This window comes from Pedobacter steynii (assembly GCF_001721645.1).
GTDB classification, from domain to species: domain Bacteria; phylum Bacteroidota; class Bacteroidia; order Sphingobacteriales; family Sphingobacteriaceae; genus Pedobacter; species Pedobacter steynii_A.
In genome coordinates this window covers 1,906,080-1,930,472 of record NZ_CP017141.1, presented here as the reverse complement: position 1 = coordinate 1,930,472, position 24,393 = coordinate 1,906,080, and the positions used below count along the sequence as shown (strand labels likewise).

Sequence of the window (24,393 nt, the reverse complement as noted above, 5' to 3'; positions counted from 1 at the left end):
GCATATACGTCCGTACTGAGTCCACAGTAAGTCCACACTGAGTCCACAGTGAGTCCACGTTTTTGTTAGGAAAAGGTGGACCAGATATGGAGGCATTATGCACTGATTCTGCACTCAGTCCGGCCGCAGTACGGAGGAGGTGTGAACGCGTATACCAGGAAATATTAATTCAGGAGAAAACGAAGAGTTTAGCAATAAAGACCCTCAGGGTCTTCGATCCGTCTTACAGAAAAACAGACGGTTTGAAAAAAGGGCTGATTAAATTAACCAGCCCTTTTCCTTAGGATATTTTTACGATTAGCAATATTGTTCAAAAGCACCGATTAAACTATCAGCGATCATTTGAGCCGGTCTGCCTTCGATTTGATGACGTTCAATCATATGTACCAATTTACCATCTTTAAATAAAGCCATTGATGGCGAAGATGGAGGAAAAGGCAACATGTAACCTCTTGCTCTGTCGACAGCGTCTTTCTCCATTCCTGCGAATACTGTTACCAGTTTATCAGGATGTTTTTCATTTGCTGCTGCTAATCTTGCTGCAGGGCGCGCATTTGCTGCCGCACAACCACAAACAGAGTTTACTACTACAAATACAGTCCCCTCACCAGTGATGGCACTATCCACATCAGCTGCAGTTTTCAATTCCTCAAAACCTACTTTGGTAAGTTCTGCACGCATAGGTTCTACTAAATATTCAGGATACATATTATTTATTTTTAATTCTTTAGTCTATACAAATGTACAGCACTACTTATTAGCATCAAAGTAATACCTGATACGGGATTCTGATTTTACCTTTAAATTACTTTGATTTGCTCAAATTTTGCCAAAAGGATGCCCTTTCCGGGAATTAAGACCCAGGATCCTGATATTTAATTCACACAGATATAAGCGCTTAAAGAAAAGTTATAAAAAAACTGAATGAAGACCTTTCAAAATTCAAACAGATTCTCTAATATTGCACTCCGAAAAAAGAGGATCACTTTTGTTTACAAAAGCAGATTTCTTTAGATCGAAGGATTCCCGAGTAGCTCAGCTGGTTAGAGCATCTGACTGTTAATCAGAGGGTCACTGGTTCGAGCCCAGTCTCGGGAGCCAATGCCCTTCACGATATCGTGAAGGGCATTTCTGTTTTTAGTTGATTTTCAAATCGTTGCATAGTGCAAATAGAGGCCGATTTTTAGTTCGAGCCCAGTGTCCGCACCTATACTGTGTAAAGCCTATAAAAACCTCAAACCTGCTTCACTAAAACCGTACTAGCGAATAAGTTATGATTTATTATATGGTTTTTTGGTTCGATGCTGTTAAATGCGACAGGATTGCAGGTTTTGCTAGCATTATAGAGTTCAAATACCTGTTCTGAAAAGAAATAGTTTACCTATCCAAAAAAATGCGGTCCGTCGGTTTGCCTCAAAATAACATTGTTCAAGTCTAAGAATATTTTTATGCAAGTCAATTGATGTTTCTAAATTCTCAATAAATGAGTTTCGTAAAGTCCCTTATCATAGTTATTTTATGTCTGTCGTTGTCTAGACTTTATTATCATTGAGTTAAGTGAAAGTCGATAATAGCATTACTGCCAACGTCTTGGTACTACAGTGGGTTTGGGGCTAAATTAAGTCCATTCTTCGGATTAGCCAAATCATCCCAAATACAAAACCAACTTCCCATTAAGCCAATTGCCCAAATCCGTTGTAGGCAGTTTTTTACTCTTCTACTTTTTTTAATATATTTTCATCATTCCAGTTAAGAGCCGTAATTTTTCCCGATGCATCTCTTAAAAAAAGAAATTCACTGTTTTTTTCGGTGACAAAAAAATTACTATCATTTGTAAAATGAATTTTCCACTTACAAGTACCCCAATATTGATTATCATTAATAGTAAGGTAAATATCATTTTCTTTTTTAATTATTGACCATATAAAATCTCCACTTCCATATTTCCCTAAATAAGGCTTTAAATCTTCGCCTTTAATGTGAATTTCTTTTTTTAAATCAGGCGTATAAGCATTTTTCCAATCGTATGTTAATGCAACACTTCTAATAATTTCATCAAATAGATCAGTGTTGTATGTGTTTGTCATGACTACCACACCGTTACCTCCTTCAAAAGTTCCGACATACTGGCTTACAAAACCTTCATCTACACCACCATGCTCGAAATTTTTAACTCCATTTTTATTAATTATGAATACTCCTAATGCTGATTTACTATCAATGAAAGGCGTAAGTCTTAATTTTGTCATATCTTTTGAAAGAACTTTTTGGGATTTTCCCTTTAAAGAAAGTTGAGTTTCGATTACATATTTCGCTAAATCAGTTGGATTTGTCCAAAGACCAGCTGCAGCTTGCTCTGGATAAATATGGTATTTTCCTTCTACGGTTTTTCCATCATTGTAATATCCTGTTGCTAATAAATTCTGCATGTTTGCTGATGGGGGCTGTGTGTAAGAACTATTAGTCATACCCATTGGCTTCAGCACATTTTCCCACATAAATTCATCATACGGTTTTCCTGTTACATCCTGAATAATTAGTTGCGAAATGGTGGTTCCACCACCAGAATATTCATATTTGAAGGATGGCTCATACATTGAACGAATAGCTTCTGAATTAGCAGGTTTTTGTCCATTTAATATTTGTTTGATAGTTGGTATTTCCTCTCCTTTTTTGTATCCATTAAATCCATGTACACTTATTCCACCAGTATGGCTCAATAGATTGGAAATTGTGATTTTTTTACTTTTGGATAAGGAATCGTAGGGAAATTTCCATGATTTTAAGTAGATATTTATATCCGTATTGAGATTCAATTTTCCATCTTGAACCAATTTTAATACTCCAACTGCATTTAGAGATTTACTATTTGAACCTGCTTGAAATAAAGTTTTAGTTGTTACAGGCTTTTGCTCTAAACTGTCAGCCCAGCCATAACCTTTTGCCCATTCAATTTTATAGTCTTTAATTACTGCAATGCTAACACCATTGGCATGGTAAAATTTCATTCTTTCCTCTAATGTCCACATTTGGGAATTATTTTCAATTTGCACCCAACTTGAAAGATTATTTTCCACTTGTTTAATTTTTGATTGAATTTCTTTAGAATATTTTGTGGAAGACTGTCCAAATAAATAACTTGCTGATGTACAGAAAAATAAAAGGATAATCGTTGATTTACAGTTTTTAATGTCAAAATTCATTTTTTATGTTTTAAGTTATTGTGTTTCTTGTAAAATTATTTACAGCATTGTGCCGAATTTCTTAGTGATTTTTTTGCTTCGTGTGTGATTGTTAATAATACTATCAAGATTTTTTTTCAAACGGTTATTTTGATCATTTTAAGCTACGGCCCAGTTGTAGAATTAGGCGATTTTACACTTTAAGGATGAATGCAACCTTTGCATTGAAATAATTAATCTTACAAGAAGACACAAAAAAATAGGCAAAGTTGCACGGAAGAAAAAATCGATCCTTGTGCCCAGTCCCATTTCCCTGTTTTCATTCTTATAGAAGATTTTTTCGGTAATTGTTCCAGCTTTATTCTTTTTATTTTTTTAAGCTGCTTCTCAATAATTTATGACCTTGTTGAGAATAAAATTCTTATAAACAGTTGCTGATGGGATAGCGAATGTTGCATATAGAGCTTCCCTCTTTATACGAATTTAAAACTAATGACGAAATCTTTGCGTAGCAGACAATCAACCTTTGTTTTACCACCGCTCAAACTCCTTACTCTATTTCATTTCAGAGAAATATCCAACTTATTGCCTAGTTAGGCTGCAAATGGAGTTAAGTTATCTCTCTTCACCCAAGATTTAATCTGCAAATTTTGATAAAAACAATAAGTAGTTATTTTTCCTTACTAATGATCTAAGACTTTAATCACAATTAAATATTTATTTACAATTTTAATTTTGACAGATTAGTAGCAAAAATTAAAAGCTATTAGGTTATTCTAAATAATCTTCATCAATTTTTGAAATTCTGTTCAAATCATCTAACAAATTTCTGGAAAAATACACAGTCTCGGGAGCATAAAGGGCAAGCACGGTAAAACGGTCGCTTGCCCTACTTTTTTAGCCCTGTTTTTAAATCATTTTACAATCAAGGGAGACCAATGGAATTGCAGATCAGTCCCTATGCTACATCGCAAAAGCTTTTCTGTTTTAGCTAACTTTCAGGTCTTGAATGGAGCGAACTCCAATAGCACCCTCGTAACGAGAGAACCATATTTATATAATGAACTTTTTCGATAAAGAGTGGTTTATAAATTTTGTTCCAGAATAAGTATATCTTCAAACTTCAGTGTCATTGATAATAACGCCCATACTTATTTTACAAAAACAGACGGTTAATGCCAGAAGAAAAATTGAAGATTGTACAATTGTTTGAAGAAATCCAGAATGGGGACAGGGCTGCATTCAATCAGCTTTTTTTTCTGTACTACGATAAGCTCCTCTCTTTTGCAAGGCAATATACCAAACAGCAGGAAAGTGCTGAAGAGATAACCTCTGAGCTTTTCGTCAGGTTATGGCTAAAACGGGACAGGTTATCAAAAGTGGTCAAACCAGAAGTCTATCTGTATGTCTCCATCAAGAATGCCTGTCTTAATTTAATCAGATCTGAAAGAAAACGACACCTTTTATTTACCAAATTTCCCGGTGATCAATCATTTGAAGAACCATTGGATGATAATTACGTAGGGACCGATGATAAGGAACTGGTGCGATTGATGAACCAGGCGATCGCTGCTCTTCCGGAACAGCGTAAAATCATATTCAGGCTCGTTAAAGAGCAAGGGCTTAAAAGCAATGCAGTAGCTGAGATATTGGGTATTTCAGTAAGGACAGTTGAAAATCAGCTGTACAAGGCAGTAAAATCACTTGCGGATTCTATAAGTGGATATCTGGGCTACCATCCACAGGGAAAAACAGCCAGGAAGCAAGCACATTCTGACCTTCTGTTCTTTTTTTTATGATGCAGTAAGTAATTTCCAATTTAAATCTGTCCTTAGCATATAAGCACTGAAACAATGAAAAAAGAAGACCGTAAAACAGAACAGCTTAACCACATCTGGAATATGATCAACGTTGCCGAAAATCAGGGGTTTGTAGGAAAGTTTGATTATTCTATAGCGGGGAAGAAATCATTGTTCATTAATAACCTGCTTAAAGTTGCCGCAGTGCTGGTGCTTTTGGCTGGTACTGGAATGCTGGGTTATCATCTGTTAAACCATCCGGCAGATAAAAATGTTGACATTCTCACAACGACAGGAGAGAAAACGTTCAAAGTGCTTGATGACGGTACCAGGATCTGGCTGAATAAAAATTCCAGCATTAATTATAATAAATCTTTTGGCCAGCACAAACGTGAAATAATCCTGGAGGGTGAAGCATACTTCGATGTAGTTAAGAACGAAGATATTCCATTGTTGATACATGTAGGAAATATCGATATCGAAGTCAAGGGCACCGCTTTTAATGTCAATGCCTACAAGAACAGCAAAAAGATCCAGGTCGCATTGGTAAGGGGCCTGATCCAAATTACAGATAAGCTGGATAGTAAGCAAAAAATCTTGCTACATCCAAATGAGAGGCTCATCTTTAACACTGCCAGGGATAGCACACAGCACAAGTTCCTGGTTAGCTCCATAAAATCCGAAACACTTTTAAATGAGACGAAGTGGATAGCGGATACGCTTATTTTCAGTAAAGAAAGGCTTAGCGACCTGGTCATGCGGATGGAGAAAAAATACGACCTCAGGATAGAAATCCATAGCGAAAAGTTAAAAGATAAACGCTTTAGCGGAAGATTTGCAAACGAGACCATACAACAGGCCTTAGAAGCGCTTAAACTATCCTATCCGTTAACCTATACGATCAATAACAGATTGGTAGTGATCAAGGACTAAGAATGAAAAAAATTGCACTTCTATTTTCCCTGGCCCTGCTTTTCCTGGTCGTTCTTTCAGCAAAGGCCCAACAACGTGAGATTACACTTAAGCTTAACCGCAAACCTATAGTAGAACTCTTCAGACAAATCCAGCTACAAAGTGGATACAATATTGTCTATAGCGATGAAATGATTTCAGATACGATGCTGGTTTCAGTCAGTTTTAACAGGTTACCGGTTTCGAAAGTGCTGGACAGCGTGTTACCTGATAAACAGCTTTTTTATCAGGTATTGTCGGAAACCATGATCGTTATTGGGAGCCGACTAATAAAAGAGCAAGAAAGCGGAACTGCGAAAACAACAGTTTCCGGAACTACAGTAAATCTTGAAGGTACACCAATACCATTTGCTACCGTTTCATTATTAGAAAACGAATTACAAGTGAGTGGCGCGATTGCGAGCGACCAGGGACATTTTCAGTTTTCCCATACGTTCAGGAGCAACAAAGACTACACCTTAAAGATATCATCAATTGGCTATGAGGTACTGATTTTTAAATTCGCTATTCCGAAACAAGGTAGTCAGCAAAAGATATTCGGAAAATTGAAATTAGTCCCCAAAGCAAAAATTTTAAAAGAAGTAAACATAACCGGAAGTCCGAAAATAATCGAAATGGAAGGTGGTAACATTGTATTCAATGTATCAAAAAGTGTCAGTGCACAGGGCATGAATGCACTTGAGCTATTGGGTCGGGCACCCGGAGTAACGGTGGGAAGTGATAACAATATCTCCCTTAATGGCAAGGCTGGTACGGCAATCCTGATAGACGGTAAACAGACCTATCTTTCTGGTAAGGAGATTGCCGAGCTGCTGAAATCAATATCTTCTTCAGACATAAGGTCGATAGAAATCATCAATAGTCCAGGTGCAAAATATGATGCTTCGGGAACGGCGGGCATCATTAATGTGAAGACATTAAAATCGATGGTTCAGGGTTTTAGTACCAGCTTAACTACAGGCTTAAGTTATGGAGTATACCTCAGAAATAACCAGGACCTTTCTTTAAGCTTCAGGAAAAACAGGTTTAACCTTTATGGGAGTTATAGCCATTTTTTAGGGTATTATTCCTATCTGTATGGTGCAGATCGATTACAGGAAGGCATGTTTTATAATAGTTTTACCGACGATGTAGACAAGCGAAAAAAAATAGGCTCAAGGATCGGAGCCGATTTTGCGATAGACAAAAAGCATACAGTTGGCGTACTATTGAATGGCAATTTTCTGTTTGGTGGAGGGATAACCGATACCAGGACAGAAATCGGTATTGCTCCCTCGGCAAATGTAGATCAGGTGCTCACCGCAGTTAACGACTACTACGCTCAACAGACCCAGCGCTATAATGTTAACTTTAACTACAAATATGAAGATACACTGGGAAGGATAATTAATTTTGATGCAGACTATGGTGATTTTAACAAACGTGCCGGTAACCTCCAATCCAATAGATACACGTTAATCGATAATACGATCCTTAGCGACAATCTTTACCGTTCCCTGAATGGCATCAATATCAGCTTAAGAGCAGTAAAGCTGGATTATACCACTAATTTATGGAAAGGAAAACTGGAAACCGGTGCCAAATATTCATCAGTATCATCTGCCAATGATTCCAGATTTCTGGAAGTACAGCCAGATGCTGAATTGTTAGATCCCTCCAGGTCAAATAAGTTCTCCTATCGGGAGAAAATCACAAGTGCTTATTTCAATTACAAAAAAGATCTGGGTAAATGGCAGATCCAGGGTGGATTGAGAGTGGAAAATTCCGCGTCAACAGGTAAACTTGATCAGATCTCTCCAATTTCGGGAAACGAGCAATCTATAGACAGAAATTATACTAATCTTTTCCCCTACTTTTCTGTTAATGTAAAACCAGCAACGTCACATGATTTTTCAGTCAGTTATTCCAGGAGGATTGACCGACCAGCATACCAAAATCTAAACCCTTTTATTTATCTTCTGGATGAGCTGTCTTATTGGCAAGGCAATCCTTTTCTGAGCCCACAGCTCAGCCATCGTGCCCAGTTCCAGTATGTTTATAAAAACGCTACCATAATCGGACTGAGCTATACCCATACTGATAATTTCAGTGTTGAGGTAACAGACACCATTAATCAGACTAGAATTGTAATGGTTCCCCGAAATGTCGGTGTACAGCAACACCTGGCATTAACACTTACCCAAACACTCGCTCCATACGCCTGGTGGAACATCACGTTCAACGGAACTCTTTTTGGTCTTTATAACAAAATTGACTTTGGAGCCAATAGGAAACTTAACCTTAAACAGGCCGCTGGCAGGCTGAGCTTGCAACAGACATTTAAATTGCCCTATGGTTTAAGCGGAGAAGTAATGGGATTTTACAATTCAAGGCGCTTGGTTGGAGCCAACCAATTCCCCAATGCCACCAGCCAGATAGATCTTGGCCTACAGCGAAATTTTCTGGATAACAAGGCTACGTTAAGGCTCGTCTTCAGTGATCTATACAAAGGAAGCAAGGCCAATTCAGTACAAACTGTTGGCGACCTTTATATCCGTAACTATAGTTACTTTGAAACCAGACAGGTAAAACTTAATTTCAGTTACAGATTTACCACAGGAAACTCAAAAGGACCAAGAAACAGAAATTCTGCGCTTGAAAACGAAAATGGAAGGATTAAGTAGTGAAAGACGAGCATACTTAATAAATCAAAATTAACACTATATTTAGTTTTGGCTAATATGCAACAAATAGTTTTGTGCAGTAATGTTGAACTATATCCAGAATATAAAAGCGGGGAACCATGTATCTTTTGAAATAGTTTTTAAACTATGTCATAAAAAGGTGTATGCCTATTTTTTCAAGAAGACAGCTTCCGAAGATATAGCCCAGGAGTTGACTCAGCTGGCTTTTATCAAACTCTGGAATTTCAAGCACACCCTATCCGAAGAACACGAGCTCGACTTACAATTATTCCGCATCGCAAAAACCACTTTACTCGATTATTTTAAAAAGCTGGGCAATGATGACCGGAACCTTAAACTTTATTACCACAGGATTTCTGAAGAAGCTGATGAACAAAGTCAGAAGTTTGAAACCAATCAGCAGTTGGAAGTTGTTTTAAATCGGCTCCCGCCAACACGTAAGAAAGTTTTCATTTTAAACCGCTTACAAGGCTATTCCTATAAAGAGATTTCTGAACAGCTTTCTATTTCTCCACGAACGGTAGAAAAGCATATTTCATTGGCTATAAAGCAACTTAACGGTTATGCTTATCTTCCAATATTCCTCCTCCTCTTCAAATTTCTTCGTTAATTAAAAAATATTTTTTACCCCTTACGGGTTTATCCCTAATTCAATCGTATTAGTAGTATGAATGTATCTGATGAGTTGTTAGATAAATATTTTAAAGGACAATGCAGCCCCGAAGAAAAACTTCAGGTGCTGGCCTATTTAAATGAAATTGACGACTTGCCCGAACATTTATTAAGCAAAGACGAATGGGACCAAACCAATGATGCCGGAATAGAAGAGGTAAAAACTGAGGAGATGTTCAATGCAGTAAAAAGGCAAACCATAGCAAAAACCTATCGTTTGAAATGGATTAAAATCACCTCAGCCGCTGCAATTGTTCTCGCGATACTTACTGTTGGCCTGTTAAACCTGAACAAGAGCACACCAGATATGCGCCTTGCCAATAATAAAATTTCAAATACGACAGCGGTTAATCCTATAAACTGGAAATCAATCGTAAACTATACAGAAAACACCCAATTATTTACCCTGCCAGACCACTCTACAGTTAAGCTGTTTCCGGGGGCTGAATTGAGGTACGCCATTCCATTCGTGAAAAACAAGCGGGAAGTATATTTAAACGGAAAAAGCTTTTTTGAAGTTACAAAAGACAGCAGGCATCCTTTTGTTGTCTATGCTAAAGGGATTTCTACAACAGCCTTAGGAACATCATTTACCATTACGGCCTTAGGCAAAAGCAAGTTTATTAAAGTGCAGTTGCATACGGGTAAAGTTCAGGTGAAAAACATAGATTCGGCACACCGCATTTCGCCTTTTACCGAGATCCTACTTCCTGGAAAAGAGCTCGTATACAACAGTCTGAATAATAAAGTAAAAGTCTCTGATTCCAGGTCTTCTGCCATAAGACAGGAAAATATCGTCAGAGAGCTCAACTTTACTCAGGCAGCTTTAGTTGATGTTCTGGCTAAACTGGAAAAGCAGTATAAAGTTAAAATTACTTACAATCCTGCTGATTTAGCCGAAATGTCATTTACAGGAAGTTTAAAACTATCGCAGACTATAGATACCATACTTGAAGAAATAGCCGAATTAAATAAACTAAATCAAATCAAAACAACCGAAGGTTACCTGATTAAAAAGTAAAACCAGAACCATATTAAAATAAACTTAACCCGCTAAAAAGTGGGAAGGGGAATCTTTTGCCAAAAAAACACGATCAAACAAAACAAACTATGCTTAGAAAATTTACTACACATTTGTTCTTTTGCCTGCTGATGTTATCAGTCTCGGCAAAGTCCTGGGCTCAGACATCGGAGATCACAGGGATTGTAAAAGATGAGACCGGGCAGCCTTTACTGGGAGCCTCCATACTTTTACTGAATGCTAAAACCAATGAAAAGAAGGGGATCATGGTAAACTCAGAAGGGAAATTTTCAATAAAAGGCCTTTCTGCAAATGTACCTTACAGCATCAGCGCCTCATTTATTGGTTATGTTACAAAAACGATTGACAATTATGTACTCAAAGCTGGTGAACAGGCCACCTTACTGATCCAGCTCAATCCTGCTTCCACCTCATTAACAGATGTGGTTATCGTGGGATATGGAAGTCAGAAGAAGAAAGATGTAACTACTTCCATCGCCAGTATCAAAGCCTCAGATCTGGAAAACCAACCCATTAACAATGCGGCTGAAGCGATGGTCGGGAAAATGGCCGGCGTACAGGTTTCCCAGGGATCAGGGAGCCCTGGAGCTCCACTGGCAATCAAAGTTCGTGGGGTAGGTACCATTACTGCCGGTTCAAATCCGCTGTATGTAATTGATGGTGTACCCATCTCAAATGACAACATCAATACCTTAAATACAAATGACATTGCCTCCATTGAAGTATTAAAGGATGCATCATCCGCGGCAATTTATGGCTCAAGGGGTTCCAATGGGGTAGTGTTGATCACCACAAAGCAGGGAAAAAATGGCGTATCAACCATCAATGTGAACAGCTATACCGGCTGGCAGTCTCTGGCACATAAAATTGAGATGATGGATGCCTACCAGTATGCACAAATGGTTTTAGATTCCCGGAATAACTCCTATACCGACGCAATGGAATCTATCAACAGAAAGAATATAGCTTTAGGCAAGCCTGTGGTTAGCTTTAGTACAAATGACAACAACGGCCTCCGTTTGTTTAATACCGCCAACAACACCAATACCGTAATGCCACTGGAGGTTTTACCATATTTACAAGGTCAGCAGGGTTTAACCAATACCGACTGGCAGAACGAAATCTTTAGAACAGCACCAATACAAAACCATTCCATTTCCGCTGCCGGTGGAAGCGAGCTGTTAAAATATTACGGTTCACTCGAATATTTTAACCAGGATGGGATCATTTTAAATAGTGGATTCAAACGCTATAGCGGCAGGTTAAACCTGGAAGGAAAAAAGGGAGTAGTCAGGTATGGCGTTAATTTCAGCCCCTCTGTGATCAATGAAAAAAGAGTAAATGCCAATGGCGCTTATAGTTCTAACGGAGGCGGTATTGTTGCGTCGGCCCTGCATTATTCGCCTATTTTTCCGGTATACAATGCTGATGGAAGCTATAATTTTGACCAGAACTCCTGGAGCCCTGGCACCATCACCACCCTACCTAATAATACAACAGCAACGGGAAATGGAGAAACACAGGCCTGGAACCCGGTGGCCCTGGCCATGCTTCAAAAAGATGATGTGGCTGCCACCAGAATGACCGGTAGTGCCTTTCTGGAAGCAGAAGTGCTAAAGGATTTAAAATATAAGATTCAACTGGGTATTGATCTGTTTAGCAGCTCAGAAGATATTTTCAGGCCATCTATCATCCCTCAAGCCAATACTGCAGGGAATCCAATGTCTGACGCCACCGGATCTTCCCGAACCATAAAAGAAACCAACTGGTTGTTGGAACAAACCTTAAACTATGCGAAAACAATTGGCGATCACAACATCAATGCATTGGTAGGCTGGTCGACTCAAAAAGACGATTTAAGCGGTAATTATGCCTTTGCTTCTAAAGGGTTTATCAGTGATCAGGTAGAGTTTATAAAAGCTGGTATAGTGACCAACGGAACAGCCACCAGAACACAATGGGCCCTGGCTTCAGGTATTGCGAGATTACAATACAGCTATAAAGGAAAATACTTATTTACCGGTTCAGTAAGGGCGGATGGTTCTTCTAAATTTGGAAAAAACAACAAATGGGGATATTTCCCTTCTGCATCCGTTGGCTGGAGATTATCTGAAGAAGAGTTTCTAAAAAAATCAGAAACGATATCTGATTTGAAGTTAAGAGCCAGTTATGGTTTAACGGGTAACTTTAACATTCCTAATTATGCAGCTCAGGGTGCTATGAATAATTATGGTTATGTATTTGGTGGGGCAACTCCCGGCGTGATTAACGGCGCTGCTCCAATTACTCAGCCAAATGATGACCTGCAATGGGAAAAAACAGCACAGCTAAATCTCGGCTTTGATGCGGCTTTTTTCAAAAATAAGCTCACCCTATCTGTTGATGTTTATAACAGTAACACCAATAACCTTTTATTAGACGTACCGGTACCCATTTCTACAGGCTTTGCTACTGAATTGAAAAACATTGGTAAAGTTAACAACAAGGGGATCGATATTAACTTAGGGACACAACAACAATTTGGCGGCGTGAAATGGACCGCAAGTGCAAACTTCTCTAAAAACAAAAATAAAGTGGTAGAGTTGGGTCCTGGTAATGCCGATATCATCAAAACAGGCTCCGTGGCAAATGCTTATTTTATCACTAGAGTAGGCGAACCTATAGGCTCCTATTATTTGCCGGTCGTGTTAGGTGTGTTTAAAAATCAGGCCGAAGTAGATGCATATCCTCATTATACCGACACACAGGGTAACTATGACCTCAATACTTCTAAACCAGGTGATTTTAAGTTTAAAGATGTGGACGGCGATGGGGTCATTGACCTGACAAAAGACCGTGAAATTGTAGGCAACTACCTGCCTAAATTCACTTACGGCTTCGCTACTTCTGCAGAATACAAAGGGGTAGATTTAAATGTGTCCATGCAGGGCATACATGGCAATAAGATCCTTAACCTTTCCCGCAGATATTTTGCCAATAAGGAAGGAAATATGAACAACATGGTGAGCTCCCTGGACCGCTGGGTTTCAGAAAGCAATCCCGGTAGCGGACAGGATGTAAGGGCAAACCGCGCAGCTAAAGGAAGCAACGGCACCACCTCTACCTGGCATATTGAAAACGGATCGTATTTGCGCATCCGTAACATCGCTTTAGGCTATACACTGCCTGCAGACCTGGTTAAAAAGATAGCCTTAACGAAAGTCAGACTATATGTATCCATGCAGAACCCTTTCACTTTTACCAAATACACAGGGTATAATCCAGAGGTGACGAACCGGGCTGATGCCACTACAAACGGCGAAGATTATGGCGTATATCCAACAGCGAAAACAACATCAATAGGCATTAACATCACTTTATAAAATTAGAAAGATGAAAAAATATATCATACCAATCCTTACTTGTGGTTTAATGATAACAGCCACATCCTGCAAGAAATTCCTGGACTTAAAGCCGCTGGATTCCTATACAGAAAACACATTTTACGTGGATGAAAAAGGACTCCAGGGAGGCCTGATCAGCTGCTATGATGCTTTGCAATCTGATAGTCTTTATGGAAATAATTTATTGACATTGGCTGAGCTTCGTGGCGATAACCTGATCGACAATGATCCCGGCTCCGGGGCTGGTGTCCGCAATCAGATTGAAGTATTTTCCGAAACTTCCGCCAACAGCATCCTTGCCGGCACCTGGATGGGACATTACAGGGCCATCTACCGCAGCAATATTATTTTAGACCGCGCCCCGGCAATCAGCATGAACGAGAACACTAAAAATCAGATTATCGGGCAGGCAAAATTTATAAGGGCTTTGAGCTATTTTAACCTGACCCGCATTTGGGGCGATGTTCCATTAGTACTTAAAGTTCAAAAAACAGAGGAAGCCAGGCAAAACAGTCGTGCCACATCTGCACAGATTTATCAGCAGGTGATTGACGACTTAACCGATGCGGCATCAAAACTTCCACTAAGCTGGGCAGATGCTCAGCGGGGCAGGGCAACCAGTTATGCGGCTACCGGACTATTGGGCAAAGTTTATCTTTACCAAAAGAAATTTAGCCTGGCAGCTTCTACTTTGCAGCCCCTTGTATCGGCAATATACAACGGGACTGTATTGGCTACCGTACCACAAAACCTCACCTTCCCTACTAACCTGAAAACAAGTAAAGATGTTATTTTTGCTGTTCAATACTTATCAGGCGGGATCAGAGAGTTTGTTCATCAGGACAACCGCTATAGAAATAACAACAATACAAACATCATCAATATCCCTCAAACCCTGTTTGAAAGCAGCGATAACCGCAAAGCTTTGGTTGCCATAACCGGAACCGGCGGCAGACCGGGCAAATTTAATGCACCTCAGGTAAACAACGAAACCAGTGCCGACTTTCCGGTTCTCCGCTGTGCAGATGTTTTGTTGATGTATGCGGAAGCACTAAATGAGGCTGCCTATGGAAATACAGAAGCATTTAAAGCGCTGAATGCCGTACGTTCAAATGCCAGTGCTTCAGAACAAACTCCGGCAATATTGACCTCGCAAAGCGAATTCAGGACCGCTGTATATCTGGAAAGACGGTTGGAACTGGCCCTGGAAGCCGACCGTTGGTTTGATATTGTAAGAACAAACCAAATGGGTGTTATTTTCCCTGGGATTCCAGCTTTCAGAAGCGTCTACCCTGTTCCTCAGGTTGAAATTGACAACATTAATAATAAAAATGGCTGGCAGAATTCCGGCTATAACTAAATCTTCTATCTCATCTGGCCGGTACCCTTCAGTACCGGCCTTTTATTTTAAATACTGCTGACCTTATTAAACACAAAATGAGATCTTTTTTCTTTTTAATCTGTGGTTGCCTCTGTGCGATAAATGTATGGGCACAAAACACGACTAGTCCTGTTCAGGATAAGAACTACCATCTGCTAACCCTGATACAGCAGGATCAGGCGGTGAAAAAGCTGATCCAGAATGATCCGGTGTTGAGCGCTTTCCTTAAATCCAAATCTGCAAAAATAACAGATGCCCTTAAAAATTGTAATAGCGACATCGCTTGCTTCAGTGCTGCTTTTAAATTCAGTGAAGATGAAATTATAACGGTAAGTAAGCAATTAAGCTCTCTTTTTAAGGAGAATACTCCATTAAATACGATGCTGAAGAAGCAACTCATTCCTTCGGGTAGTTATAGCTTGTATGGCCATTTGGAACCGGTAGAAATATTGCGTAAAGCATGGGAGCAAGACGCAAAAGCTATTAATTATACCATTGGGGTATATGTGGAGGGGGCAAAACCTAATTACCCCAAAATTGACTCGATAGGATTTAATGTGAAAGATAAAAGTTATCCGGAGTTGGTGAGTACGAACGCTTCCTTAAGTCTGAACACAAAAAATAACCTGTTCTTTGAACCCTCCATGCAATTCGCATTAATTGCATTGGAAATTAATGAGCGGAACGAAGCAGCAGATTACGAACCGATGATAAATACCGTAAACAAAGCAAGTCTTTCTGCCATCAAAAAAACCGACTTTGGCGCCTACAAATACAGCCTGATATTGGCACCAGGAGAAGGGCCGGAAGAACAGGACACCGAATTAAGTGCCGGTGGAATGTTGCGTTGCAGACTTGCCGCTGAACAATATCACAAGGGAGTTGCACCATTTATTATGGTTTCGGGTGGCCGGGTACATCCCTATAAAACCAAATACAGCGAGGCATACGAAATGAAAAAATTTCTGATGAATGCGTTACAAATTCCGGAAAGCTCAATCATTATGGAGCCTCATGCAAGACACACCACTACCAATATGCGGAATGCGGCCAGGATCATGTTCAGATATGGTATGCCAATGGAAAAAGCTGCACTTACGGTAACCATAAAATCGCAAAGCAAGTATATCAGAGATGTTTTGCTTAACCGCTGTATAAAAGAACTTGGTTATGAGCCATACCGGATGGGAAAACGTCTGTCTGATACCGCATTGGAATTTTATCCGAATGCGATGTCCCTTCAGGTCGATTTTGATGAACCCTTGGATCCATAATTCTCCCACCATTCTTCCAGCACATCAAGGACTGGGATCAAGGTCTTCCCAATCTCGGTCAGTTTGTACTCTACCCTTGGAGGGGACTCTGCAAAAGCCTCCCGGCTGATGATCTTGTCGCGCTCTAATTCCTTCAATTGAAGTGTCAATGTACCTTGAGTTACATTTTCCATTTCGCGTCTCAATTCTCCAAATCGTTTAGGACATTGTGCTGCAATAGCTTTTACCAGGGTCATTTTCCATTTACCACCAATTACCTTAAACACGCCTGTCAACGGGAAGTCATTTTCAAAATTCCCCGGATTTTTCGCGTTTGTAACCGCTTCATTATCACTATTGGTACTATCCTGCATACTAGGTACGGTTTATAAGACTACTGGTTTAGCTCAGTAGAACAGACTTACTTTGAAAAAATAAAGATAAAGAAAACGTTGTATCCATGAATAAAAATCTATCGAAGTGGTTTTCATTAGGCATAGTATCGACCGCTATATTCTTAACCGTCATTGACCTGTTTATCGTAAATGTGGCGCTTCCTGCAATAAAAAATGGCGTTAAGGGATCAGATGCTGATATGCAGTTTATCATTGTGATGTACATCATCGGATATGCTGCTTTTTTGATCACCGGAGGAAAGGCTGGCGAGTACTACGGAAAGAAAAAGATTTTCTTGATCGGGATCTCTGTTTTCACGATTGCATCTTGTATCTGTGGTTTTTCGCAAACAGCAACACAGCTCAACGTAGCCAGGTTTATTCAGGGAATTAGCGGGGCCTTTATGGTTCCGCAGGGATTGGCGTTTATCCCTGAGCTGTTTCCGGTTCCGGAAGAACGGGTAAAGGCTTTTGGCATTTATGGCAGCATTGCCGGTGTGGCCTCGGTAATCGGGCAATTTTTGGGAGGTTTTCTTCCTGATGCCCATTTTATTCTGGATGGCTGGCGTTTGATTTTCCTGATCAACCTCCCTGTAGGTATTATAGCGGTGATCCTGGGTGCCCGTTATTTACAGGAATCAAAACACCGGAATCCGGAAAAATTTGATGTAATAGGCGCCCTATTGTTAATGGTTACCCTGATTGTCTTCATCTATCCGCTCATTCAGGGAAGAGAAGCCGGCTGGCCAACATGGAGCATCATCATGCTGGGGTTATCCCTCCTGCTGATATTTGCTTTCAGCTATTACCAGCGCTTTTGTCTGAAGTCTGGCAGACCGCTGCTGATGAGCATGAATGTCTTTAAATACAGGGACTTTAACATCGGACTCTGCGCAGCCTTGTTTTACTATATGGTACAGGACTCTTATTTTCTAATCAACACCATTCAATTACAAATGGGGCTGGGTGTTAACTCAACAACTACCGGAATGTATTTTGTCTGTCAGGGTGTAGGATATGTAGTCGCTTCCTTAATTTTCACCCGTCTTGTGGCCAGGCATGGAAAATACATTTCCATAGCAGGCGTAACTATCATGATCATTGGCCTGTTGTTACACCTCCTGATATTCAACACCCAGGGGATTAATCCTATCAGTACGCTGGTAGTCCTGTTTACATATGGCATGGGTTGCGGAACAGTGCTGCCTGCATTAATGACTATGGCACTCAAAAACATCCCTGCGGGGATGGTCGGTGCATCTTCCGGGATTTACTTAACCTTACAGCAGATTTCCGTTGCCTTGGGGGTCGCAATTGTGGGTGGTGTTTTCTTCAGCCACCTGGGAACCGAATCAAACACAAAGTCGTACATAGCCGCTTATCAGGTCGCCACGACAGTTAATATCGGCTTTCTTTTTATAGTTGGAGTCGTTCTCTTTTTTCTGCCTGATGATAAAAAATAAAATAAAAACTATATTTATATCCTGATTGATAATAACCTCAGTTGATATGAAAAAATATCTTTTTTTACTCGTTTTAGCGCTTCCTTTTTCAGGCTTTGCCCAGCATACCATAAATAATTACAAATATGTACTGGTACCGGAAAAATTCAATTTTCTTAAACAGAATGATCAGTATACGTTGAATACCCTGACCAAGTTACTTTTAGAAGAGAAGGGTTTTACGGTATATTTTGACAATACGGAATTGCCTGCGGAAGTAGCCAACAATAGGTGTAGTGCACTAAATGCAGATGTATTAGAGAAAAATGGCATGTTTACCACCAACCTGACCATTGCCTTAAAGGATTGCCAGGGAAATGTGGTTTTTAAAAGTAAGGAAGGCAAGAGCAGGGAGAAAGAGTATAAAACCTCTTACAATCTGGCGCTGAGAGACGCCTTTACTTCGCTAAAAGAAACTCCTTATACTTATACCGGGATGGCCCAGGCACCTGCACAACAGGTAGTTCCTGTCGTAGCTCCTGTGGTAACTCCCCCGGTAAAAAAAGCCATTGAGACTCCGGTAGCCGCAACAAACCAGGCTGCAGGCACGCTATATGCTCAGCCAACAGTTACGGGATACCAACTTATAGATACCACACCAAAAATAGTTTTAACCTTATATTTAAGCTCAGTCAATGATTATTTCATCGCTGAGAATGGAACTTCCAACGGGATTGTTTTAAAAAAGAACGGAGATTGGTTTTTTGAGTATTATAAAAATGGCAATCTGGTTTCTGAAAAGCTGTTGATTAAATTTTAATCATTATCCCAAAAGAGGATCCGTTTTTCTTCGATAAAGAGGCGAAAAAATGGAAAATGAAGATCAACGAAAGATTTATCTGGGCATTGACAACACTTAACCATAAGCCAACAGACCATCTGCTGGAAATTGGTTGCGGATCCGGGATTTTAGCAGAGCTGATTGCTGCCCGGCTAACAACGGGAAAAATTACAGCCATTGATCAATCAGCTGCAGCCATCAGAATGGCGGTAAAACGCAATGAAAGGTTCATAAATTCCGGTCATTCTGACTTCATTCAGGAGAATTTTGCAAAGACAAAATTGTCTCTTCAACACTACGATAAAGTACTCTCGTTTAACCTGAATGTATTTTGGAAAGATCCCCGGAAAGAACTTCAGCTGATCCGGGATTACCTGGTTCCGGACAGCGGCCTGTTTTACCTGTTTCACCAGGCACCTTATGACATCAGCATAGCCGCAGCCGACCCACTAAAGGTAATGCTGAATCAGCATTCCTTTGAGATTGTCAATGTTATATTTGGAAAATTGCATCCTCTATCGGCAATTTGCATAATCGCTAAGCCACTATCCTGGCAAAGCCATTAAAGAAACAAGCATAATTTCCCGGATTATTTTGGAGCAGCGTAAAAATCGTTCAATGAAGAAGTATACAAGCAATAGTCGATTACAGAATTCCAGAAACCTATTTTAGTAGGATGGGCAGCTCCTGTTGGAACCAGCATTAAAGATTTTTTACCATCAACTGTATACCGCTCCTTTACCGGCAAAATCCGGTTATCCAACGCGGTATCAAAATAATATAAATAATCATATACAAAATCCGTGTACTCCTTTTTATCGACCATATCTTTACTTGAAAGTACCACCTGATCATAATTTTTGCTTAAGGCATGCTGGAACTCAGCCCCATTTAATGGTTTACCACCTAAAGTAGGCATTACGTTAAATTGCCCATCTAAAAACACCCATTTTTTCAGATCTTTTAAAAAGACCTCAGTGACCACATGACCTGGAGAACCTTTCCTGGTTTCTAAATCTTTTGTTTTGATATAAACCACTCTCGCCTGATAACCATGAGCTGTCAATTGATCGCGTAAAACGATCGAATAAGCAAAACAAGGAAAACGCCCTCCCTCCTTTACTTCCTCCAGAATAGATATCGCATCATTTTTCTTAGGGCTTTTATTCCCATCATGTTTCCATTGGTGATGTGTCCAGTTCATTATAGAAAGAACTTTATCCATATCTGTACGTTCCTTTATCAGCACCTGATCCAAAGGATACAAGCGGCGTAAAGAATCAAAATAAGAATGGTTAGCCTGTTCGTAAAATATGCGGATATCTTTTCTTCTTCTTTCCTTACCATAAGAGATGATATCCCAGATAAAGGGCTCAGCGGCAAATATGGTATGGGCCGGCTCAACAGCTCCCATCTTCACATAAAAAGATTTCGTTTCCCCCACCTTGATTTTAAACTTGATGCTATCCTTGTCAGTCCTGAAGCCAACATCCTCCATTGAAGAATACAGTTTCAGTTTCAAAGTATCATGTGCGATCTGAGGCGATATCCTCCAACGGTTTTCCTGCCAGTTTTTTCCTGTAAGAATGGCTGCCTGTTCTTTTTCCGCGAGAATAAGTGGCTCATTTTTATAAAAATTTTGAGCGATGGACTGCTCAGCAGTAAAAACAAGCAAAAACAAGGCAATCGGGATCGATATCTTCATGTAGAAATTAATTTGTAATAAATATACGTGAAATGTAGCTTAAGATTATCAGTATTTTTGCGGGAGAAAAATCATTCCGATACTGATCAATATGCGCCATATCCATAAAACATTATTCCTTAATCTTTCGGCAATAGGTTTCGGCTACATCCAGGCTCTTTGGGCCAGCCCGGAAGGACCATCATCAGTGGACATGAGCAATTCTCCATTTTTTTATCTTCACTGGTATGTCATATTTACGCTGATCGTTTTAAATATTTTACTCCTGATTTTAAAAAAAAGGCACAGTTCAGCGAAAATAACCGCGATGATCAGCACCTTGGGACTTATTATGTCCTGGCTATTGATTAATTACATGGAGTTTAACGACCGGATCGCGGCCTGGAGTACCTTTTCTGGACTGGAGCTATGGTATTATGTATTGCATGCCTCAGCCCTGACAACCGGAATATGTGGCTTTGCATTTTTCTGTATCGCTTACAACTCTATCGCACTTTTGAATTTGGCTAAACTATTGTGTAATTTTGCCGAAGTAAAAATGAGGTTGTTTTAGAAAAGGCAGGTACATCCCACTCAAACCAGAACGCACTCAAACATAACAAATTGTAAAACAGAAACTTAAATAAAAAAATATGTCATCAGTAGAGACAACTTACGTTCCTTATAAAGTTAAGGACATTTCACTGGCAGAATGGGGTCGTAAAGAGATTGGATTAGCAGAGGCAGAGATGCCGGGACTAATGTCATTACGCGAAGAATTCGGTCCTTCAAAACCATTAAAAGGTGCGCGCATCGCAGGATGTCTGCACATGACTATCCAGACTGCAGTTTTAATTGAGACTTTAGTTGAACTGGGTGCAGAAGTAACCTGGTCATCATGTAATATCTTTTCTACTCAGGATCACGCTGCGGCTGCAATTGCTGCTGCAGGTATTCAGGTATATGCATGGAAAGGTCTGAATGAGGTAGATTTCGACTGGTGTATTGAGCAGACTTTACATTTTGGTCCGGAGCGTCAGCCATTAAATATGATCTTAGACGATGGTGGTGATTTAACCAACATGGTATTCGATAAATATCCAGAGCTGATTGCTGCTATCAAAGGGTTATCTGAAGAAACAACTACGGGTGTTCACCGTCTGTATGAGCGCATGAAAAATGGCACTTTACATTTACCTGCGATCAATGTTAACGATTCAGTTACCAAATCTAAATTCGATAATAAATACGGATGCCGTGAGTCATTGGTTGATGCGATCCGTCGTGCAACTGATGTAATGATGGCTGGTAAAGTTGCTGTTGTTGCGGGTTATGGTGATGTGGGTAAAGGTTCTGCAGAATCATTAAGCTCACAAGGTGTACGTGTAATTGTATCTGAAATTGACCCGATCTGTGCATTACAAGCAGCAATGGAAGGATATGAAGTGAAAAAATTCGCTACTGCCGTTAAAGAAGCTGACATCGTAGTTACTACTACCGGAAACTGTGATATCGTTCGTGCAGAGCATTTCAAAGCGATGAAAGACAAAACCATCGTTTGTAACATTGGTCACTTCGATAATGAAATCGACGTTGCCTGGTTAAACAAAAACTATGGTGATACTAAAATAGAAATCAAACCTCAGGTTGATAAATACACTATTGACGGTAAAGACATCATTTTATTAGCTGAAGGTCGTTTAGTAAACTTAGGTTGCGCTACAGGTCACCCAAGCTTTGTAATGTCTAACTCTTTCACCAATCAGACTTTAGCTCAGTTGGAACTTTGGACAAATACAGATAAATATGAGAACAAAGTTTATGTTCTTCCTAAATATCTTGATGAAAAAGTAGCCCGTTTACACCTGGCAAAAATCGGTGTTGAACTGGATGTTTTAGATCAGCATCAGGCAGACTATATCGGTGTTCCTGTTGAAGGTCCATTTAAACCGGAAGCTTACAGATACTAGAAATATCGTTTAAAAGAAAAGGGATGCGGTTTGAAACTGCATCCCTTTTTTTATGAAGTAGAATTCTTCCGGTCAGGAAGTCTGATTAGGCAGTGTACTCGCATTTCCATCCCGGATTGCCTGATAATGCGGAGACATGATCTCTACCCCTGCTTCATTAAAGGCTTCATGAATATTTTTATGCAGCTCTGAGTAAATCAAAGCCATAATTTCCGGCTTGTCAACATAAGCGTTAAGCTGATAAGACACATACCAGTCGTCGAGGCTGGTTTGCAATACAAATGGCTGCTTTTCTTTAATCACTCCATCTGTTGCCAGAGCGGCATTGATCAACAGGCTATGAATGGTCTGCCAGGGAATATCGTAACCAAGTGTAAGCGTAGTATGAATAATCAATCCTTCATTTACACTTAAGCTGGTATAATTAACCGTATTGCCATTCAAAATTGCACTATTCGGAATGGTAATGATTTCATTTTTTATGGTTTTCAGTCTGGTAACCAACAGAGACTTTTCAAGCACTGCACCGGTCGTATCCCCTATCTTAACCACATCTCCGATTTTAAAAGGACGCATATAGGTGATTACCATCCCTGCTACTCCATTGCTGATTGCAGAAGAAGAACCAAAGGAAATCAGGAGACCCAGAAATACCGATACTCCTTTGAATATTTCAGAGTTAGAACCTGGAATAAATGGCCAGATGACCACCAGCATAAATGCATTCAGTACAATACGTACAATGTTGTACGTAGGTTTTGCCCAATCAGAATAGAAACCGTTTATCTTAAGTTTCTCTGTTTCGATTTCCTCTGCTAAAAATTTAATTGCCTTTTTTATGTAGTGAAAGACAAAGAAAATAATCACAATGGTAATCAGATTGGGAATGAAATTGATCATCGCGCTGAATATATTCTTCAAAGGATTCAGCACAAAATTAATCAGACTGTCTCCCCAGGGTTTCGTCCATGGAAAAAGCCGGAATACCAGGGGAAGTGTAATATAGATCAGCAGGAAGATTAATAAAAACTTGAGCAGATTTAGCAACCTTCCAATCAGAAGCAGTTCACTTCTTTTGTTAATCAGCTCATAATCTTTAATCTTAATATTTCCGATTCTTTTTTGAAGTTTCACACTAATCCAGGCACGGAACCGGTTGGAATATTTATTTAAGTAGAAGATTGCAGCACCCAGAACCAGTAAAATGAGCAGTCCTAAACCGGCGCGCTTTAACAGCACCACCACATCAGTTTCGCTTTTATATTCTTTTACATTCTTCACGATAATCTGTTGGTAAGTCTTTGCCAGCACGCTCTTATCCATCCTTACGGAGTCTGCATCGGCTTTAGACAAACTAATCAGGATATTTCCTTTATAGACCAGATCAGTTACCAGGGAATCGTCTACAATTTTAACAGAATCCGCTACAAAGAGAAGATCCTCAGCCAATCGCGTTACCTTTTCTGAAGTTCTTTCCGCACGTTCCGAAGCCGATAACGAACCCAGTCTGTTTTTAACATGAAACAAGGTATCCTGATGTGCGATAACAGGATATCCCTTTAAATCAATCTTGGTCTCCTGTGCATACAATACGCATTGTAAACTCAACAGGCATAGAAATGTAAAAAGGGACTTTATAGACATTGGTGTAAGAAATTATCGTAATTGCTAACAGCAAAATAAGGAAATAATC

The 24,393-nt window shown here is 39.8% G+C and carries 18 protein-coding genes and 1 tRNA gene; 14 read left to right on the top strand and 5 right to left on the bottom strand.

Annotated elements, in window-relative coordinates; genetic code table 11:
* Window positions 1–297 precede the first annotated feature (297 nt).
* Window positions 298–708 carry a BrxA/BrxB family bacilliredoxin gene (locus BFS30_RS07940; RefSeq protein WP_069378794.1) on the bottom strand — a complete coding sequence of 137 codons (411 nt, stop codon included), beginning with the start codon at window positions 706–708 and terminating at the stop codon, window positions 298–300.
* Between the two features lie 316 nt (window positions 709–1,024).
* Between BFS30_RS07940 and BFS30_RS07935 the strand changes: the two genes are divergently transcribed.
* Window positions 1,025–1,101, top strand: a tRNA-Asn gene (locus BFS30_RS07935).
* A gap of 608 nt (window positions 1,102–1,709) precedes the next feature.
* Here BFS30_RS07935 and BFS30_RS07930 read toward each other — a convergent pair.
* Window positions 1,710–3,203, bottom strand: a complete 1,494-nt coding sequence (locus tag BFS30_RS07930; RefSeq protein WP_069378793.1) for a serine hydrolase domain-containing protein — start codon at window positions 3,201–3,203, stop codon at window positions 1,710–1,712.
* A gap of 1,154 nt (window positions 3,204–4,357) precedes the next feature.
* Between BFS30_RS07930 and BFS30_RS07925 the strand changes: the two genes are divergently transcribed.
* The 8 genes from BFS30_RS07925 to BFS30_RS07890 all read left to right on the top strand — a co-directional run bounded on the left by BFS30_RS07925 (window position 4,358) and on the right by BFS30_RS07890 (window position 16,389).
* A complete protein-coding gene (locus BFS30_RS07925; RefSeq protein WP_069378792.1) occupies window positions 4,358–4,981 on the top strand; it encodes an RNA polymerase sigma-70 factor in 624 nt (207 codons plus the stop codon).
* A 54-nt stretch (window positions 4,982–5,035) separates the two neighbouring features.
* A complete protein-coding gene (locus BFS30_RS07920; protein ID WP_069378791.1) occupies window positions 5,036–5,914 on the top strand; it encodes a FecR family protein in 879 nt (292 codons plus the stop codon).
* A 2-nt stretch (window positions 5,915–5,916) separates the two neighbouring features.
* Window positions 5,917–8,616 (top strand): outer membrane beta-barrel family protein, encoded by a 2,700-nt coding sequence (locus tag BFS30_RS07915; RefSeq protein WP_069378790.1) that lies wholly within the window; start codon window positions 5,917–5,919, stop codon window positions 8,614–8,616.
* Between the two features lie 82 nt (window positions 8,617–8,698).
* Complete coding sequence (locus BFS30_RS07910; protein ID WP_069378789.1) at window positions 8,699–9,247, top strand: RNA polymerase sigma factor; 549 nt, start codon at window positions 8,699–8,701, stop codon at window positions 9,245–9,247.
* A gap of 57 nt (window positions 9,248–9,304) precedes the next feature.
* Window positions 9,305–10,330, top strand: coding sequence for a FecR family protein (locus BFS30_RS07905; RefSeq protein WP_069378788.1), 1,026 nt, complete (start codon window positions 9,305–9,307; stop codon window positions 10,328–10,330).
* A gap of 89 nt (window positions 10,331–10,419) precedes the next feature.
* Complete coding sequence (locus BFS30_RS07900; protein ID WP_069378787.1) at window positions 10,420–13,713, top strand: SusC/RagA family TonB-linked outer membrane protein; 3,294 nt, start codon at window positions 10,420–10,422, stop codon at window positions 13,711–13,713.
* Between the two features lie 10 nt (window positions 13,714–13,723).
* Window positions 13,724–15,094 carry a RagB/SusD family nutrient uptake outer membrane protein gene (locus tag BFS30_RS07895; protein ID WP_069378786.1) on the top strand — a complete coding sequence of 457 codons (1,371 nt, stop codon included), beginning with the start codon at window positions 13,724–13,726 and terminating at the stop codon, window positions 15,092–15,094.
* A 77-nt stretch (window positions 15,095–15,171) separates the two neighbouring features.
* Entirely contained in the window at window positions 15,172–16,389 is a 1,218-nt protein-coding gene (locus BFS30_RS07890; protein ID WP_208603043.1) for a YdcF family protein, read from the top strand.
* On the opposite strand, the gene BFS30_RS07885 is transcribed toward BFS30_RS07890, so the two are convergent.
* Entirely contained in the window at window positions 16,356–16,742 is a 387-nt protein-coding gene (locus BFS30_RS07885; protein WP_069378785.1) for a winged helix-turn-helix transcriptional regulator, read from the bottom strand. The genes BFS30_RS07890 and BFS30_RS07885 overlap by 34 nt on opposite strands.
* Before the next feature lie 86 nt (window positions 16,743–16,828).
* On the opposite strand from BFS30_RS07885, the gene BFS30_RS07880 reads away from it, so the two are divergent.
* From BFS30_RS07880 to BFS30_RS07870, 3 genes are read left to right on the top strand one after another with little or no spacing between them, the layout of a single operon-like run.
* Entirely contained in the window at window positions 16,829–18,226 is a 1,398-nt protein-coding gene (locus BFS30_RS07880) for an MFS transporter (protein ID WP_069378784.1), read from the top strand.
* A gap of 46 nt (window positions 18,227–18,272) precedes the next feature.
* Complete coding sequence (locus tag BFS30_RS07875) at window positions 18,273–19,025, top strand: hypothetical protein (protein ID WP_069378783.1); 753 nt, start codon at window positions 18,273–18,275, stop codon at window positions 19,023–19,025.
* 56 nt (window positions 19,026–19,081) lie between these two features.
* A complete protein-coding gene (locus BFS30_RS07870; protein ID WP_069378782.1) occupies window positions 19,082–19,612 on the top strand; it encodes a class I SAM-dependent methyltransferase in 531 nt (176 codons plus the stop codon).
* 23 nt (window positions 19,613–19,635) lie between these two features.
* Here the strand turns inward: BFS30_RS07870 and BFS30_RS07865 are convergent, their stop codons facing one another.
* Window positions 19,636–20,751 carry a transglutaminase domain-containing protein gene (locus tag BFS30_RS07865; protein ID WP_069378781.1) on the bottom strand — a complete coding sequence of 372 codons (1,116 nt, stop codon included), beginning with the start codon at window positions 20,749–20,751 and terminating at the stop codon, window positions 19,636–19,638.
* 91 nt (window positions 20,752–20,842) lie between these two features.
* Here BFS30_RS07865 and BFS30_RS07860 point away from each other — a divergent pair, with 91 nt between their 5' ends.
* Window positions 20,843–21,304 (top strand): hypothetical protein, encoded by a 462-nt coding sequence (locus tag BFS30_RS07860; RefSeq protein WP_069378780.1) that lies wholly within the window; start codon window positions 20,843–20,845, stop codon window positions 21,302–21,304.
* Between the two features lie 79 nt (window positions 21,305–21,383).
* A complete protein-coding gene (ahcY, locus tag BFS30_RS07855) occupies window positions 21,384–22,700 on the top strand; it encodes an adenosylhomocysteinase (RefSeq protein ID WP_069378779.1) in 1,317 nt (438 codons plus the stop codon).
* Window positions 22,701–22,772: 72 nt separating this feature from the next.
* Here ahcY and BFS30_RS07850 read toward each other — a convergent pair whose 3' ends face one another.
* On the bottom strand, window positions 22,773–24,344 hold the full coding sequence (locus BFS30_RS07850; protein WP_069378778.1) for a mechanosensitive ion channel family protein: 1,572 nt from the start codon (window positions 24,342–24,344) through the stop codon (window positions 22,773–22,775).
* Window positions 24,345–24,393 lie beyond the last annotated feature (49 nt).

Bases quoted from the DNA above. Each gene is read 5' to 3' on its own strand.
- BFS30_RS07940 (WP_069378794.1), bottom strand. From the start codon at position 708: ATGTATCCTGAATATTTAGTAGAACCTATGCGTGCAGAACTTACCAAA.
- BFS30_RS07930 (WP_069378793.1), bottom strand. From the start codon at position 3,203: ATGAATTTTGACATTAAAAACTGTAAATCAACGATTATCCTTTTATTT.
- BFS30_RS07925 (WP_069378792.1), top strand. From the start codon at position 4,358: ATGCCAGAAGAAAAATTGAAGATTGTACAATTGTTTGAAGAAATCCAG.
- BFS30_RS07920 (WP_069378791.1), top strand. From the start codon at position 5,036: ATGAAAAAAGAAGACCGTAAAACAGAACAGCTTAACCACATCTGGAAT.
- BFS30_RS07915 (WP_069378790.1), top strand. From the start codon at position 5,917: ATGAAAAAAATTGCACTTCTATTTTCCCTGGCCCTGCTTTTCCTGGTC.
- BFS30_RS07910 (WP_069378789.1), top strand. From the start codon at position 8,699: ATGTTGAACTATATCCAGAATATAAAAGCGGGGAACCATGTATCTTTT.
- BFS30_RS07905 (WP_069378788.1), top strand. From the start codon at position 9,305: ATGAATGTATCTGATGAGTTGTTAGATAAATATTTTAAAGGACAATGC.
- BFS30_RS07900 (WP_069378787.1), top strand. From the start codon at position 10,420: ATGCTTAGAAAATTTACTACACATTTGTTCTTTTGCCTGCTGATGTTA.
- BFS30_RS07895 (WP_069378786.1), top strand. From the start codon at position 13,724: ATGAAAAAATATATCATACCAATCCTTACTTGTGGTTTAATGATAACA.
- BFS30_RS07890 (WP_208603043.1), top strand. From the start codon at position 15,172: ATGAGATCTTTTTTCTTTTTAATCTGTGGTTGCCTCTGTGCGATAAAT.
- BFS30_RS07885 (WP_069378785.1), bottom strand. From the start codon at position 16,742: ATGCAGGATAGTACCAATAGTGATAATGAAGCGGTTACAAACGCGAAA.
- BFS30_RS07880 (WP_069378784.1), top strand. From the start codon at position 16,829: ATGAATAAAAATCTATCGAAGTGGTTTTCATTAGGCATAGTATCGACC.
- BFS30_RS07875 (WP_069378783.1), top strand. From the start codon at position 18,273: ATGAAAAAATATCTTTTTTTACTCGTTTTAGCGCTTCCTTTTTCAGGC.
- BFS30_RS07870 (WP_069378782.1), top strand. From the start codon at position 19,082: ATGAAGATCAACGAAAGATTTATCTGGGCATTGACAACACTTAACCAT.
- BFS30_RS07865 (WP_069378781.1), bottom strand. From the start codon at position 20,751: ATGAAGATATCGATCCCGATTGCCTTGTTTTTGCTTGTTTTTACTGCT.
- BFS30_RS07860 (WP_069378780.1), top strand. From the start codon at position 20,843: ATGCGCCATATCCATAAAACATTATTCCTTAATCTTTCGGCAATAGGT.
- ahcY (WP_069378779.1), top strand. From the start codon at position 21,384: ATGTCATCAGTAGAGACAACTTACGTTCCTTATAAAGTTAAGGACATT.
- BFS30_RS07850 (WP_069378778.1), bottom strand. From the start codon at position 24,344: ATGTCTATAAAGTCCCTTTTTACATTTCTATGCCTGTTGAGTTTACAA.